Source organism: Amycolatopsis sp. NPDC004625, from assembly GCF_040609695.1.
GTDB lineage: Bacteria > Actinomycetota > Actinomycetes > Mycobacteriales > Pseudonocardiaceae > Amycolatopsis.
In genome coordinates this window covers 21,325-36,232 of record NZ_JBEXKX010000053.1, presented here as the reverse complement: position 1 = coordinate 36,232, position 14,908 = coordinate 21,325, and the positions used below count along the sequence as shown (strand labels likewise).

The window sequence follows — 14,908 nt, the reverse complement described above, 5'->3', positions numbered from 1 at the left end:
CCGCGATGGGACCCGTTCAGCTCCCCGATCCGGTGGTGCGCCACGCGGAGCACGAGGAGGTCGACACCGGCGCGCTCGCCGCGGCGCTGCGCGAGCGCGTCGACGGCGAAGTGCGGTTCGACCGCGGCTCGCGCGCGGCGTACTCGACCGACGCGTCCAACTTCCGGCAGGTCCCCCTGGGCGTCGTGCTGCCCCGGACGCCGGAGGACGCGGTGGCGGCGCTGGCGGTGGCGCGGGAGTTCCGGGCGCCGGTGCTGTCGCGCGGCGGCGGCACCAGCCTCGCCGGCCAGTGCACCAACACCGCCGTCGTGCTCGACTTTTCGAAGTACTGCCACCGGCTGGAGTCGGTCGACGCGGACGCCCGGACCTGCGTGGTGCAGCCGGGCATCGTGCTCGACGAGCTGAACCGGCAGCTCGCGGACACCGGCCTGCGGTTCGGGCCGGAACCGGCGACGCACATGAACTGCACGCTCGGCGGGATGATCGGGAACAACTCCTGCGGCGCCACGGCCCAGCGGACCGGCAAGGTGGTCGACAACATCGCCCGCCTCGAAGTCGTCACCTACGACGGAACCCGGTTCTGGTGCGGGGAAACGACCGACGAGGAGTACGCGGCGATCGAGCGGCACGGCGATCCGCGGGCGGCGATCCACCGGCAGCTGCGGCGGCTGCGCGACGAGTACGCCGAGGAGATCCGCCGCCGGTACCCGGACATCCCGCGGCGCGTCTCCGGCTACAACCTGGATTCCCTGCTGCCGGAGCACCACTTCGACGTCGCCGGGCTGCTCGTCGGCAGCGAGTCCACTTTGGTCACCGTGCTGCGGGCGGAGCTGGAGCTCGTCCCGGTGCTGCCGGAGCGGACGCTCGTCGTGCTCGGCTACCGGGACATCGCCACCGCCGCGGACGCCGTGCCCGCCGTCCTCCCGCACGAGCCGGTCGCCCTCGAAGGCGTCGACCACAAGCTGATCCGGGACCAGCAGATCAAGGACATGAACCCGGAGGCGCTCGGCGAACTGCCGGAAGGGCGCGCGTTCCTGATGGTGCAGTTCGCCGCCGGCACGCACGAGGAAGCCGAGCAGCAGGCGCACAAGCTGCTCGACGCCCTGCACGACACCGAGCACGAGGCCGACGTCGCGTTCCTCGACGACCCCGCCCGCGAACAGGAGCTCTGGCAGGTCCGCGAAGCCGGGCTCGGCGCGACCGCGCACCTGCCGGGCCGGGCCGACACCTTCGAAGGCTGGGAGGACTCCGCCGTCGCGCCGGAGCGGCTCGGCGAATACCTGCGGAAACTGACCGCGCTGTACGAGGAATTCGGGTACGCGGGTGAGACGGGCCCGAGCCTGTACGGCCATTTCGGCCAGGGCTGCGTGCACACGCGGATCCCGTTCGACCTCTACTCCGCCGACGGCGTCGCCACCTACCGGCGGTTCATGGAACGGGCCGCCGACCTCGTCGCCTCGATGGGCGGGTCCTTCTCCGGCGAGCACGGCGACGGCCAGTCGCGCGGCGAGCTGCTGCCGAAGATGTTCGGCGACGAGCTGGTCCTCGCGTTCGGCAGGCTGAAGGCGATCTTCGACCCGGACAACCGGATGAACCCCGGCAAGGTCGTCGCCCCCTACCGGCTCGACGAAAACCTGCGCCTCGGCGCGAACTGGGCGCCCGCCGACCCGCAGGACCTGTACTTCCGCTTCCCCGACGACGGCGGCTCGTTCGCCCAGGCCGCCAACCGCTGCGTCGGCGTCGGCCGCTGCCGGCAGCACACGACGAGCGGCGGGCAGGTCATGTGCCCGTCCTACCAGGTGACCGGCGAGGAGGAGCACTCCACGCGCGGCCGGGCGCGGCTGCTGTTCGAGATGCTGAACGGTCACGGCGACAGCCCGGTCGGCGACGGCTGGCGTTCGAAGGACGTGCGGGACGCCCTCGACCTTTGCCTGGCGTGCAAGGGGTGCAAGACCGACTGTCCGGCCAATGTGGACATGGCGACGTACAAGGCGGAGTTCCTCGCCCACCACTACGAGGGCCGGCCGTGGCGGCGGCCGCGCTCGGACTTCACGATGGGCTGGCTGCCGGCGTTCGCGCGGGTCGTGGGCCGCCTCCGGGCGGGCCGCGTGGTCAACGCCCTGACGCACGCGCCCGGGTTGTCCCGGCTGGCGACCCTGGCCGCGGGCGTCGAGGACCGCGAAGTCCCGATGTTCGCCGGGGAAACGCTGCAGCAGTGGTTCGCCCGGCGCGGGCCGTCGGGCCCCGGCGCCCGCGGGACGGTGCTGCTGTGGCCGGACACGTTCACCAACGCGTTCCACCCGCAGGCCGGCCGGGCCGCGGTGCGGCTGGTGGAGGACGCGGGCTGGCGGGTGACGATGCCGTCCGCGGCGCTGTGCTGCGGGCTGACGTGGATCTCGACCGGGCAGCTGGGCGTCGCGAAGCACGTCCTGGCCCGCACGGTCCGCTCGCTGGCCCCGCACCTGCACGACGGCGGGCTCGTCCTCGGCCTGGAACCCAGCTGCACGGCGGTGTTCCGCGCGGACGCGGCCGAGCTGTTCCCGGGCGACCAGGACGTCCGGCGGCTGCGCGACCGGACGGTCACCCTCGCCGAGCTGCTCACCGAGCACTCCCCCGGCTACCGCCCGCCCCGGCCGGCCGCGAAGGCGATCGCGCAGGTGCACTGCCACCAGCACGCGGTCATGGGCTGGGACGCGGACCGGAAGCTCCTCGAAGCCGCGGGCGTGGACGCGGAGCACCTCGACTCGGGGTGCTGCGGGCTGGCGGGCAACTTCGGGTTCGAGAAGGGCCACCTGGAGGTGTCGAAGGCGTGTGCCGAGCGGATCCTGCTTCCGCGCGTCCGGGACGCTTCGCCGGAGACGGCGGTGCTCGCCGACGGGTTCAGCTGCCGGACCCAGCTGCACGAGCTCGACAGCGGCGGGCGGGACGGGATGCACCTGGCCGAGCTGCTGGCGAGCGGGCTCGGGCCGCCGCCTTCGGATCCGCCGCCCCGGCGCGGGCGGACGGCGGTGGCGGCCGCGCTCGGCGCGGGTGCGGTGGCGGCCGCGGGGATCGCGGTCCGCCGGAGCCTCCGGTGACGCGCGGGGTGGCCGCGGCCCGTGCGGTGTGGGGCGGCGGCGTGCTGGTCGTTTCGCGGTACCTGCCGGTGCCGCGGAAGGTGGGGCTGGCGCTGGGCGCGCGTCACCTGGCCCAGGCGGCGGCGGTCCTGCGGCGCCCGGAGGGGGTGGTGGCGCGCTGGGGCTGGACGATCGACGTGACGCACAGCCTGAGCATGCTCGGCCTGGCGGCGGTGTCCCGCCGCTGGCGGGCGCCGGCCCTGGCGAACGCGGTGGTGGCGGCGGGCTGGGCCCGGGCGGCCCGGCCCCGCGGCCGGCAGCGCCGCACCGCCGCAACCCTGCCGCCCGGCCGGACCGGATCGCGTTCGTCCTCAGTCAACGGCTTTCGATCGGAGGGTCCATGACCAGCCCAACCCCGCACCAGGTCGTCGTCGTCACCGGGGCGAGCGGCGGCATCGGCCGGGCCGTCGCGCGGGCCTTCGGGGCCCGCCAAGCCCGCGTCGCCCTGCTCGCCCGCGGTGAAGCCGGCCTCGCGGCCGCCGCCGAAGACGTCACCGCGGCCGGGGGCACGGCCCTCGCCATCCCCACCGACGTCGCCGACTTCGGGCAGGTCGACGCCGCCGCCGAGCGGGCCGAAAAGGAGCTCGGGCCGATCGACGTGTGGGTGAACGTCGCCTTCACCTCCGTTTTCGCGCCCTTCGACGAGATCGAACCGGACGAGTTCCGGCGCGTCACCGAAGTCAGCTACCTCGGCTACGTCCACGGCACCACCGCCGCCCTGCGGCGGATGAAGGCGCGCGACCACGGCACGATCGTGCAGGTCGGGTCGGCCCTCGCCTACCGCGGGATCCCGCTGCAGAGCGCCTACTGCGGCGCCAAGCACGCCATCCAGGGCTTCAACGAGGCCCTGCGCTGCGAGCTCCTGCACGACGGCAGCCACGTCCGCACCACAATGGTGCAGATGCCCGCCGTCAACACGCCGCAGTTCTCCTGGGTCCGCTCCAAGCTGCCGCGGCACGCGCAGCCGGTGCCGCCGATCTACCAGCCGGAGGTCGCCGCGCGGGCGGTCGTGCACGCCGCGGAGCACCCGCAGCGGCGCGAATACTGGGTCGGCGGCAGCACCGTCGGCACGCTCGTCGCGAACGCCGTCGCACCCGGGATCCTCGACCGCTACCTCGCCCGCACCGGCTACCGGTCCCAGCAGACCGGCGACGCCAAACCCGCGGACCAGCCGGAGAACCTGTGGAAGCCGGCCGACCGCGGACGCGACTTCGGCGCCCACGGCGAGTTCGACGGCCAGGCGGCCCCGCGCAGCCTCCAGCTGTGGGCGAGCCACCACCACGGCCTCCTCGCCGCCGGCGGCAGCGCACTCGCCGCGACGGCGCTGGCCCTGTGGCGCCGGGCCAGGTCCTAGAGCAGGACCTGCTCCAGGACGTCCGGCGCGGAGACGAGCAGCAGCCCGGCGACCGCCATCGGCACCGTCCACAGCAGCACCCGGCCCGCCTGCGCGCGCGAACGGATGCCGCGGGCCAGCACCAGAGCGAGCGCCGGCACCGTCGCCGCGGTGAAGACGAGCCCGTCGGCGCGGCCGGAGCGCCGGACGACCTCGCCGATCAGCAGGCCCGCCGCGAGGGCGTGCTCAGCGTGCCGCGCCGGTCGTCGCGGCCGACGGGCCCGAAAACCAGGCCGGCGGCCACGCCCGCCACCGCCGCCAGCACGCACCACAACGCGAGCTGCCCGCGTTCACCGAGTACGGCATCCCGGGGTACTTGATGCCGTACATGACGTCCTTGCCGCAGTAGAACGCGACGACGGCGGTGGCCAGCGCGACCACGGCACGGGCGATCGCGCGCGCGTCGCGGGCGCCGGGCACCACCGCGGCCAGCAGCGCGATCCAGAGCGTGAAGGCGTGCGCGAGCGGGCGCAGCGAAGGACTGTAGTAGGCGTACGCCCCGATCGCGCCGGACACGAGGCCGCCGAGCAGCGCGGCACCGTCGGTCACCGTGATCCGGCGCGTGGTCGTCTCCGGCAAGCTGTCCCCCCAGGTCGGGGTGATCACTGTAGCGGCGTGTGTCGCCCGGTCGGGGTCACGCATACTGGGGAGGTCCCGGCGGAAGGAGTGACGGCTTGCGCGCACCCGTGGACCCCTTCGCGCACCCCGCGTTGTTCTACCGCGGTGCCGCCGAGTACCTGGCGGGCACCGTGCCGTTCGTGTGGGGCGGGCTCGCCGCCGGCGAGCCGGTGGCGGTCGCGGTGCCCGGGGAGAACCTCGCCCTGCTGCGGCGCGAGCTCGGCGGGGACGCCGCCCGCGTCCGCCTGCTGGACATGACGGAGGCCGGGCGCAACCCCGGCCGGATCATCCCCGGCGTGCTGCGCGCGTTCGCCGACACGCACCCCGGGCGGCCGGCGCGGATCATCGGCGAGCCGGTCTGGGCGGCGCGGTCGGCGGTCGAGTACCCGGCGTGCGTCCAGCACGAGGCCCTGATCAACCACGCCTTCACCGGCCGGGACGTGACGATCCTCTGCCCGTACGACGCCGCCGCGCTGACCCCGGACGTCCTCGCCGACGCCGAGGCGACGCACCCGGTGCTGGTCGACGGCGCCGGACAGCGCACGAGCACCGCGTACGACCCGGACGGCGTGCTCGCCCGGTACAACGAGCCCCTGCCGGTACCGGACGGCGCCTTCGAGCTGAAGGGCACCACGGACCTCGCGGCGGCCCGCGCCCTGACCCACGTCCGCGCGGCCGCGGCGGGGTTGAGCGCCGACCAGGTCGCCGACGTCGAGGTGGTGGTCACCGAGCTGCTGTCCAACAGCGTCGAGCACGGCAGCGGCACGGGCACGGTCCGCTGCTGGGCCGCCGGCGGCGAGTTCGTGTGCGAGGTCCACGACGACGGCCACCTCACCGACCCCTTGGCCGGCCGCCACCCGGCAACGCCCGACCAGCCCCGCGGCCGCGGGCTCCTGCTGGTCAACCTCCTGGCCGACCTGGTCCGGCTGCACACGGGCGACGACCACGGCACGACGATCCGGGCGTACTTCCGCGTCTGAGTCCGCGACGGGTGAACGCGATCGGCCGCGGCGAACCGGCGATCGTGGTGACGACGTCCGCGCCGAGGCGGTGGTGCGCGGGGTGATCGTGGGCCGCACGCGGGTGCGGCTGTTCGCCGAGCCGAGAAAGTGCACAGGTCGGACTCCACGGCCGGGGGCCGTGGAGTTCAAGGGGCGGGGGTCAGCTTTGGCTGGGGATCGCCGTGGCCCGTTCCCAGCCGGAGGGGAGCCGGCTGACGTTCAGGGCGTGGTCGAGGCCGCTGGCCGACAACGCGCGGCGCACCACCCGGTTGTCTCCCGCGACGATGCGGAGGGTCGCGTTCTCGCGGACCGTGCGGGCCTGGATGCCGCCGAGGGCGGCCAGGCCCGCGCCGTCGAGGAAGTCGACCTCCGACAGGTCGAGGACCAGGACCGGGAACCGGCGGTGGGCCCACGTGTCCAGCGCCGAGCGGACCTGGGGGGCGCTGTCCGCGTCGAGGGCACCGCGGATCCGGACCATCACCGCGCCGAAGTACGGGCGGATCACCTGGATGTCGAACGCACTGCGCTGTTCGCGCGCCGACGGCGCTACGGGGATCGCCGTCGCTGGGGGCTGGACGACTAACATTTCTCCACGCCTCATTCGCAGATGACGTGACGAACGGGCCTGCTGCTGGCGCCTGCCCGTTCGGTCGCTGGCAAGTTCGGGGGACGGCGGCTGGTAACTGCTGAACCGCACTTCGCAGCGTAGTCCTTGATCCGAACGGCGCAACCCCGCCAACGGCCGAACCCGGCGCCTCCGCACGCGACCCGCACGCGCGTTTCCCAAACCACCCATCCGGGTGAAGCGCGGCGGAAACGGTGTGGCGAGCGGGCGGGCCGCCCCGGAGGAGCCGGCGAATGTCGATCCCGTTGCGGTGAGCCCGGAGTAGCCGCCGAGGAAGTAGCCGCGGAGGCAGCGCCCTTGACAGCGGCGCCCCGGCCCGCGCATCCTGATGTATCTCAGGGTTCCTGATATATCCGTCGCTCAGTGAGGAGTCGGGCCGATGACCGCAGTGCAGGAGCGGCCGGGCATCCGGCCTCGCCCGGACGTCGAACCGGGCCGGCTGTTCATCGGCGGCCGGTGGACGGAGACCGCCGGCCGGTTCGATGCCGTGGACCCGGCCACCGGGAAGACCCTCACGACCGTCGCCCGCGCGACGCCCGCCGACGTGGCCGCCGCGGTGGCCGCGGCCCGGCAGGCGTTCGAGGGCTGGGCCGCGACGCCGGGCCGGGAACGGGCCCGGGTGCTGCACCGGGTCGCGGACCTGGTGCGGGCCCGCGCGGACGAGCTCGCCGCCGTCGAAAGCGCCGACGTCGGGAAGCCGATTTCGCTGTGCCGGGCCGTCGACGTCGAGACCGTCGCCGAGCAGTACGAGTACTTCTCGGCCCTGGCGCAGGGTGTGGACGGCGCCACGCGGGCGATCCCGATCCCGTCGCACGCCTACACGCGCCGGGAACCGCTCGGCGTGGTCGCCGCGATCACGCCGTTCAACTTCCCGCTGATCCTGTCCACCTCGAAGATCGCGCCCGCGCTGGCCGCTGGGAACGCGGTCGTGCACAAGCCGGCCGAAGACACCTCCCTCAGCGCGCTGCTGATGGCCGGGCTGCTCGCCGAAGCCGGGGTGCCGGACGGCGTGCTCAACGTCGTGACCGGGTTCGGCCCGGAAATCGGGGACGCCCTGCTGACCCACCCCGGGGTCGACAAGATCGCGTTCACCGGCTCGACCGCGGTCGGCCGGCACGCGGCGAGCGTGGCCGGCGAGCACCTGAAGCCGGTCACGCTGGAACTCGGCGGCAACGCGGCGCACATCGTGTTCGAGGACGCCGACGTCGAGCCGGCGGTCGCCGCGGTGATCAAGGCGTTCGTCTTCAACACCGGCCAGTTCTGCATGGGCGGGCCCCGCCTGCTCGTCGCCGATGCGCTCTACGACACGGTTCTGGACGCGCTCGCCGAAGCCGTGCCGCACGTGCCGGTCGGCGACCCGTTCGACCCCGCGACGGTGGTCGGCCCGATGGCCGGCGAGCGGCACCGGGCGAAGGTCGAGGAGTACGTCGAGCAGGCCCGCGCGGACGGCGGCCGGATCGTCGCCGGCGGCGGGCGGCCGGACATCGAGGGCGGGTTCTTCTTCCCGCCGACGGTGATCGCCGACCTGCCGGCGGACTCCCGCGTGATCCGGGAGGAGATCTTCGGTCCCGTGCTGACCGTCCAGCGCTTCACGACCGAGGACGAAGCGGTCGCGCTGGCCAACAGCACGCCCTACGGCCTCGCGGCCGGGCTGCAGACGACGAACCTCGCCCGCGCGCACCGCGTCGCCGCGAAGCTGCAGGCCGGGATCGTCTGGGTCAACGACTGGGCGATGCTCGACCCGGCGATCCCCTTCGGCGGCGTCAAGGACTCCGGCTTCGGCCGCGAATACGGCCCCGAATCCCTCGACGCGTACACGCGCACGAAGTCCGTCGTCATCTCCCTCGCCTGACGCTCGTGAGTGGTAAGTCGGGTTAGAACCCGACTTACCACTCACGAGCGGGGCCTGCCCAAGAGGAGTTGCATGTCCCCCACGAGAACCACCGCGGCCGTCGTGGAGTCCGCCGGCGCCGGCTTCACCCTCGGCGAAGTGGCCCTCGACGAGCTCCGGCCGGACGAGGTCCGGGTCCGGATCGTCGCCGCCGGCGTGTGCCACACCGATCTGGGCGTCGCCGCCGGCGCCCTGCCGTTCCCGCTGCCCGGCGTGCTCGGCCACGAAGGCGCCGGGATCGTCGAGGAAACCGGCGCCGCGGTCACGCGCGTGCGGCCCGGCGACCGCGTCCTGCTCAGCTACACCTCCTGCGGCGGCTGCGCGAACTGCCGCGACGGCCACCCCGCCTACTGCGAAACCTGGCTGCCCGCGAACCTCCTCGGCGGGCAGCGCCCGGACGGCACGACCCCGATCTCCCGCGACGGCACCCCGATCGGCGGCCACTTCTTCGGCCAGTCCAGCTTCGCCGGGCACGCCGTCGCCGACGAGCGCAGCGTCGTCAAGGTCGCCGCCGACGCGCCGCTGGACCTGCTGGCCCCGCTCGGCTGCGGCATCATGACCGGCGCCGGCGCGGTGTGGCACGTCCTGGCCCCGCGCCCGGGCGCCACGCTCCTGGTCACCGGGGCCGGGGCGGTCGGCCTCTCGGCGGTGATGGCCGCCCGCCTGACGCCGGCGACCCGGATCATCGCCGTCGACCGCGTGGGGCCCCGGCTGGCGCTGGCCCGCGAACTCGGCGCCACCGACACGATCGACACCGGCGGCGAAGACCTCGCCGAGGCGGTCGGCAAGCTGACCGGCGGCCGCGGGGTCGACGGCGTCGTCGAGACCACCGGCAACGCGGGCGTCCTGGGCGCGGCGATCGGGACGCTCGCCGCGCGCGGCACCGCGGTCGTCGTCGGTGCGCCCGCGTTCGGCACCGAGGTGGGCGTGGACGTCAACTTCCTGCTGCCCGGACGGCACGTCACCGGCCTCACCATGGGCGACGCCGACACGCAGGCGCTGGTGCCGGTGCTGGCCGGCCTCGTCGCCGCCGGCCGGTTCCCGCTCGAAAGGCTGGTCACGCACTACGAGTTCGGGCAGATTCAACAGGCCGTCGACGACATGCTCGCCGGCACGACGATCAAACCGGTGCTCCGCCTGTGAAGGAGGCAGTGGTGAACCTCCCCGACTTCGGCCTGGGCAGCTGGCCCGCGCGGCGGGCGCGGATCGACCCGGACCGCACCGCGCTGGTGGAACCCGGCCGGTCGCTCACCTACGCCGGGCTCGCCGACCGCGTCGGCCGTCTCGCCGGGGCGCTGCACCGGCGCGGGGTGCGGCCGGGCGACCGCGTGGCCTACCTGGGTGTCAACGCCATCACGGTGTTCGAGACGCTGTTCGCCACCGCCCGCTGCGGCGCGCTGTTCGTCCCGCTCAACTACCGCCTCTCCCCCACCGAGATCCGGTACATGCTCGACGACAGCGGCGCTTCGGTCCTCGTGCACAGCGCGGACACCGCGGACCTGGTGGCCGCGGCCGGTGGGCTGCCGGACGGCGTCGTCCTCGCGACGGCCGGGGGCTTCGAGGCGGAGATCTCCGAGGGCGGGCCGGCGCCGGACACCGCGGTGCGGCTGGAAGACCCGTGCCTGCTGCTCTACACCTCCGGCACCACCGGACGGCCGAAGGCGGCCGTCCTCACCCACGGCAACCTCACCTGGAACACCGTCAACCAGCTGGCCCACCTCGACGTCCTGGGCACCGACAAGGCGTTGTGCATCGCGCCGCTGTTCCACTGCGTCGGGCTGGGCCAGATCACGCTGCCGACGCTGTTCAAGGGCGGCAGCGTCGAACCGGTGGCCAGGTTCGACCCGGGCACCATCCTCGCCCGGATCGGCGAGGCCGGGATCACCAGCTTCTCGGCGGTCCCCACGATGCTGGAGATGATGTGCCGGCACGAACTCTGGGACCGCACCGACCTGAGCTCGCTGACCTGCGTGCTCTACGGCGGATCGCCGGTGGCCGAGCGCGTCGCCCGCGCGTGGCTCGACCGCGGCGTCAAACTCCTGCAGGGCTACGGCATGACGGAGGCCGCGCCGGGCGTCTCGATGGCCACCCACGCGGGCACCCTCGCGCACCCGGTCGCCGCCGGGGTGCCGCACTTCTTCACCGACGTCGCGGCCCTCGGCCCCGATCTCACGCCGCAAGCGGTGAGCGGGACGCCGGCCGAGCTGCTCGTGCGCGGCCCGCACGTCTTCGGCGGCTACTGGAACCGGCCCGAGGAATCGGCCGCGAGTTTCGTCGACGGCGACTGGTTCCGCACCGGGGACGTCGTCCGCGTCGACGACGACGGCTGGGCGCACGTCGTCGACCGGGTCAAGGACCTGATCATCTCGGGCGGGGAAAACGTGTACCCGGCCGAGATCGAGGCGGTCGCCGTCCGGCTCGACGCGGTCGACGCCTGCGCCGTGGTGGGCGTGCCCGACGAGCGCTGGGGCGAGGCCGGCGCCGCCTTCGTCGTCGTGCGGCCCGGTGCCGAGCTGGACGAACCGCGGTTCCGCGCCCACCTCGAGCGGCACCTGGCGCGCTACAAGATCCCGAAACACGTGCAGTTCACCGATTCCCTGCCCCGGAACGCGACGGGCAAGATCCGCCGCGTCGAACTGCGCGCCCGCGCCGCCGAAACCTTCACGAACGGATCCACATGACCACCCCCCTCCTGCCCCCCACGCTGCGCCTGGAGCTGCGGGACGACATCGCCGTGCTGCGGCTGGCGCGTCCCGAGAAGCGCAACGCGCTCGACGACGCGACCGTGCTCGGCCTCGAGTCGTTCTTCGGCAGCCCGCCGGCGGGGGTCAAGGCCGTCGTGCTCGACGCCGTCGGCGACCACTTCTCCGCCGGGCTCGACCTCACCGAGCTCACCGAACGCGACGCGTTCGAGGGGCTGGAGCACTCGATGATGTGGCACCGCGCCTTCGAGCGGCTCGAACGCGGGCGGGTGCCGGTGGTCGCCGTGCTCAAGGGCGCGGTCGTCGGCGGCGGCCTGGAACTGGCAGCCGCCGCGCACATCCGCGTCGCGGAGTCCTCGGCGTTCTACGCGCTGCCGGAGGGCCAGCGCGGGCTGTTCGTCGGCGGCGGCGCGTCGGTGCGGGTGCCGCGGCTGATCGGCGCGCACCGGATGGCCGACATGATGCTCACCGGCCGCGTGCTCGACGCCGACGAGGGCCACGCCGCCGGGTTGTCGCACTACCGCGTGGAAAACGGCCTGGAGCACGCGCTCGGCCTGGCCCGCAAGATCGCCTCGAACTCGCCGATCACCAACTTCGCCGTGCTGCAGGCCCTCCCCCGCATCGCCGAGGCCAACCCGGCCGAGGGGTACCTGATGGAGGCGCTGATGGCCGCCGTCGCGGGGGGTAGCGCCGAGGCGAAGGAGCGGATGCAGGCGTTCCTCGACAAGCGCGCCGGGAAGGTCGTCCCGTGATCCTCCGCCCGGTCGCACCCGACGTGCGCGAGACCACCGAGATCGGCCGGTACCTGCGGTGGCTGGAAGACCGCGGGCACTTCTTCGACGACTACGCGGCCCTGCACCGGTGGTCGGTGACCGACCTCGACGGCTTCTGGGCCTCGGTCAAGGACTTCTTCGGCGTCCGCTTCCACGCCCCGGCCACCGCGGTGGTCCCCGACCGGACCATGCCGGGCACGGACTGGTTCCCCGGCGCGGCCCTCAACTACGCCGAACACGCCCTCGGCCACGGCCCGGACGACGCGACCGCGGTCATCGCCCACTCCCAGACGCGGGAGCGCACCGAGCTGACCTGGGGGCAGCTGCGCGACCAGGTCGCCCGCGCCCGCGCGGGACTGGCCCGGCTCGGCGTCGGGCGCGGCGACCGCGTGGTCGCCTACCTGCCGAACATCCCCGAAGCGGTGGTCGCCTACCTCGCGACCGCGAGCCTGGGCGCGATCTGGGCCTCCTGCGCGCCGGAGTTCGGCGCCCGGTCGGTGGTCGACCGGTTCGGCCAGATCGAACCGCGGGTGCTGCTGACCGTGTCCGGCTACCGCTACGGCGCCAAGGACGTCGACCGCCGCGACGAGGTCGCCGCGATCCGGGCCGGGCTGCCGGGCGTCGAGCACGTCGTCCACGTCCCCTACGGCGGCCACGACCTCCCCGGCACGCTCGCCTGGGACGACCTGCTCACCGAGAGCGCGCCCGGCTTCGAGCCCGTCGGCTTCGCACACCCCCTGTGCGTGCTGTTCTCCTCGGGCACCACGGGCAAGCCGAAGGCGATCGTGCACGGCCACGGCGGGATCCTGCTGGAGCACCTGAAAAACCACGGCCTCAGCTGGGACCTGCGTCCCGGCGACCGGATCCTGTGGTTCTCGACCACGGCCTGGATGATGTGGAACGCGCTGGTGTCCGGCCTGCTCACCGGTGCGTCGATCGTGCTCGTCGACGGCAATCCGCTGCACCCGGACCTGGCCTGGCAGTGGCGCCTGGCCGCGGAAACGCGGGCGACGCTGCTGGGCGCGAGCCCGGGATTCCTGATGGCGTGCCGGAAAGCGGGCCTCGACCCGGCCGCCGAGTACGACCTGTCGGCGTTGCGGCAGCTCGGCGCGGCCGGCAGCCCGCTGCCCGCCGAGGGTTTCCGCTGGGTGCACGAGAAGCTGCCGGGCGTGCTGCTCAACGTCGGCAGCGGCGGCACCGACGTGTGCAGCGGCATCGTCCAGGGCGGCCCGCTGCAGCCGGTCGTGGCCGGTGAGATCTCCGGGCCCTGCCTCGGCGTCGACGCGCAGGCGTTCGACGAGCACGGCAACCCGGTGGTCGGCGAGCTGGGCGAGCTGGTGATCACCGCGCCGATGCCGTCGATGCCGGTGGGCTTCTGGGGCGACTCCGGGGAGCGCTACCGCGAGACGTACTTCTCGGTGTACCCGGGGATCTGGCGGCACGGCGACTGGGTCCGGTTCGCCCCCGGGGGCAGCTGCGTCATCGCCGGCCGCTCGGACGCCACCCTCAACCGCGGCGGCGTCCGGCTGGGCACCGCCGAGTTCTACGCCGTCGTGGAAGAACTCCCCGAAATCGCCGACTCCCTCGTCGTGCACCTCGAAGACCCCGCGGGCGGCAACGGCGACCTCCGGCTGTTCGTGGCGCTGCACGACGGCGCCGAACTCGACGACGCGTTGCGCCGCAGGATCGCGTCGGCGTTGCGGACGGCGCTGTCGCCGCGGCACGTGCCGGACGCGATCACCGCCGTGCCGGCGATCCCCCGCAACCGCACCGGGAAGAAACTGGAGCTGCCGGTGAAGAAACTCCTGCTCGGCGCCCGCGTCGACGACGTCGTCGGCCGGGACGTGCTGGCCGATCCCACCGCGCTGGCCCCCTTCGGGGCGCCGGCATGAGCACCGTCGCGGTCGTCGGCACCGGCGTGATCGGCGCGAGCTGGGCCGCGCTCTTCCTCGGCCACGGCCTCGACGTCGTCGCCACCGATCCGGCGCCCGGCGCGGAGGAGCGGCTGCGGACTGCGCTCGAAGGCGTGCCGGTGGACCGGCTGCGGTTCGTCGCCGACGCCGGCTCGGCCGCGGCGGAAGCCGATTTCGTCCAGGAGAACGGGCCGGAGCGCGAGGACGTCAAGCACGCGCTGTTCGCCGTCCTCGACGAGGCCGCGCGGCCCGACGTGGTCCTGGCGAGCAGCTCGTCCGGGCTGCTGCCGAGCGTCATCGCCCGCGGCTGCCCGCACCACCCCGAGCGGGTCGTCGTCGGGCACCCGTTCAACCCGCCACACCTGATCCCGCTCGTCGAGGTCGTGCCGGGCCGCGACACCGCGCCCGAGGTCGTCGACCGGGCCGTCGCGTTCTACGCCTCGCTCGGGAAGCGGCCGATCCGGCTGGCGCGGGAGGTGCCCGGCCACGTCGCCAACCGGCTGCAGGCCGCGCTGTGGCAGGAGGCGTACTCGCTCGTCGAACGCGGGGTCGCGACGGTGGCCGACATCGACGCGGCGATCGCCAACGGGCCCGGGCTGCGCTGGGCCGTGCTCGGCCCGTTCGTCAACCAGCACCTCTCCGGCGGGGCGGGCGGGCTCGCGCACGTCCTGCGCCACCTCGGGCCGCCCACCGAAGAGTGGTGGCGCGACCTCGGCCGCGTGCACCTGACACCGGAACTCGCCGAAACCCTCGTCGCCGGCGTCGACGCCGAACTGGCCGGCACCGGCCACGACCGGCTCGTCGCCGCCCGCGACGCCGTCCTCGACCAGCTGCTGACCGCCAAGGCCGCGCAGCCCGACCTGCCCTGACCTGGAG

13 protein-coding genes are annotated in these 14,908 nt (G+C 74.1%); 10 read left to right on the top strand and 3 right to left on the bottom strand.

The window, feature by feature from the left end:
• The first annotated feature begins 5 nt into the window (after positions 1-5).
• Genes ABZW17_RS39395 through ABZW17_RS39385 form a run of 3 tightly spaced genes read left to right on the top strand, consistent with a single transcriptional unit; the run spans position 6 to position 4,470 of the window.
• Complete coding sequence (locus ABZW17_RS39395; protein WP_354825801.1) at positions 6-3,077, top strand: FAD-binding and (Fe-S)-binding domain-containing protein; 3,072 nt, start codon at positions 6-8, stop codon at positions 3,075-3,077.
• On the top strand, positions 3,074-3,460 hold the full coding sequence (locus ABZW17_RS39390; RefSeq protein ID WP_354825799.1) for a hypothetical protein: 387 nt from the start codon (positions 3,074-3,076) through the stop codon (positions 3,458-3,460). Before ABZW17_RS39395 ends, ABZW17_RS39390 begins: the two co-directional genes overlap by 4 nt.
• A complete protein-coding gene (locus ABZW17_RS39385) occupies positions 3,457-4,470 on the top strand; it encodes an SDR family oxidoreductase (RefSeq protein ID WP_354825796.1) in 1,014 nt (337 codons plus the stop codon). Before ABZW17_RS39390 ends, ABZW17_RS39385 begins: the two co-directional genes overlap by 4 nt.
• Here the strand turns inward: ABZW17_RS39385 and ABZW17_RS39380 are convergent.
• Both ABZW17_RS39380 and ABZW17_RS39375 read right to left on the bottom strand, forming a co-directional pair.
• Positions 4,467-4,610 carry a hypothetical protein gene (locus ABZW17_RS39380; RefSeq protein ID WP_354825793.1) on the bottom strand — a complete coding sequence of 48 codons (144 nt, stop codon included), beginning with the start codon at positions 4,608-4,610 and terminating at the stop codon, positions 4,467-4,469. The genes ABZW17_RS39385 and ABZW17_RS39380 overlap by 4 nt on opposite strands.
• An 85-nt stretch (positions 4,611-4,695) precedes the next feature.
• Positions 4,696-5,088 carry a hypothetical protein gene (locus ABZW17_RS39375; protein WP_354825790.1) on the bottom strand — a complete coding sequence of 131 codons (393 nt, stop codon included), beginning with the start codon at positions 5,086-5,088 and terminating at the stop codon, positions 4,696-4,698.
• A 95-nt stretch (positions 5,089-5,183) separates the two neighbouring features.
• On the opposite strand from ABZW17_RS39375, the gene ABZW17_RS39370 reads away from it, so the two are divergent.
• Positions 5,184-6,107: a sensor histidine kinase gene (locus tag ABZW17_RS39370; RefSeq protein ID WP_354825787.1), complete on the top strand. Its 924-nt coding sequence runs from the start codon at positions 5,184-5,186 to the stop codon at positions 6,105-6,107.
• Between the two features lie 181 nt (positions 6,108-6,288).
• Here ABZW17_RS39370 and ABZW17_RS39365 read toward each other — a convergent pair whose 3' ends face one another.
• Positions 6,289-6,714 carry an STAS domain-containing protein gene (locus ABZW17_RS39365; protein WP_354825785.1) on the bottom strand — a complete coding sequence of 142 codons (426 nt, stop codon included), beginning with the start codon at positions 6,712-6,714 and terminating at the stop codon, positions 6,289-6,291.
• A 418-nt stretch (positions 6,715-7,132) separates the two neighbouring features.
• Between ABZW17_RS39365 and ABZW17_RS39360 the strand changes: the two genes are divergently transcribed.
• The 6 genes from ABZW17_RS39360 to ABZW17_RS39335 all read left to right on the top strand — a co-directional run bounded on the left by ABZW17_RS39360 (position 7,133) and on the right by ABZW17_RS39335 (position 14,901).
• Positions 7,133-8,605: an aldehyde dehydrogenase family protein gene (locus ABZW17_RS39360; protein WP_354825782.1), complete on the top strand. Its 1,473-nt coding sequence runs from the start codon at positions 7,133-7,135 to the stop codon at positions 8,603-8,605.
• 72 nt (positions 8,606-8,677) lie between these two features.
• Complete coding sequence (locus tag ABZW17_RS39355; protein ID WP_354825779.1) at positions 8,678-9,787, top strand: NAD(P)-dependent alcohol dehydrogenase; 1,110 nt, start codon at positions 8,678-8,680, stop codon at positions 9,785-9,787.
• Between the two features lie 11 nt (positions 9,788-9,798).
• On the top strand, positions 9,799-11,325 hold the full coding sequence (locus ABZW17_RS39350) for a long-chain fatty acid--CoA ligase (RefSeq protein WP_354825777.1): 1,527 nt from the start codon (positions 9,799-9,801) through the stop codon (positions 11,323-11,325).
• Entirely contained in the window at positions 11,322-12,098 is a 777-nt protein-coding gene (locus ABZW17_RS39345) for a crotonase/enoyl-CoA hydratase family protein (protein ID WP_354825775.1), read from the top strand. The genes ABZW17_RS39350 and ABZW17_RS39345 overlap by 4 nt, the downstream gene beginning before the upstream one ends.
• On the top strand, positions 12,095-14,011 hold the full coding sequence (locus ABZW17_RS39340) for an acetoacetate--CoA ligase (RefSeq protein ID WP_354825772.1): 1,917 nt from the start codon (positions 12,095-12,097) through the stop codon (positions 14,009-14,011). Before ABZW17_RS39345 ends, ABZW17_RS39340 begins: the two co-directional genes overlap by 4 nt.
• Positions 14,008-14,901 (top strand): 3-hydroxyacyl-CoA dehydrogenase NAD-binding domain-containing protein, encoded by an 894-nt coding sequence (locus ABZW17_RS39335; protein WP_354825769.1) that lies wholly within the window; start codon positions 14,008-14,010, stop codon positions 14,899-14,901. The genes ABZW17_RS39340 and ABZW17_RS39335 overlap by 4 nt, the downstream gene beginning before the upstream one ends.
• Positions 14,902-14,908 lie beyond the last annotated feature (7 nt).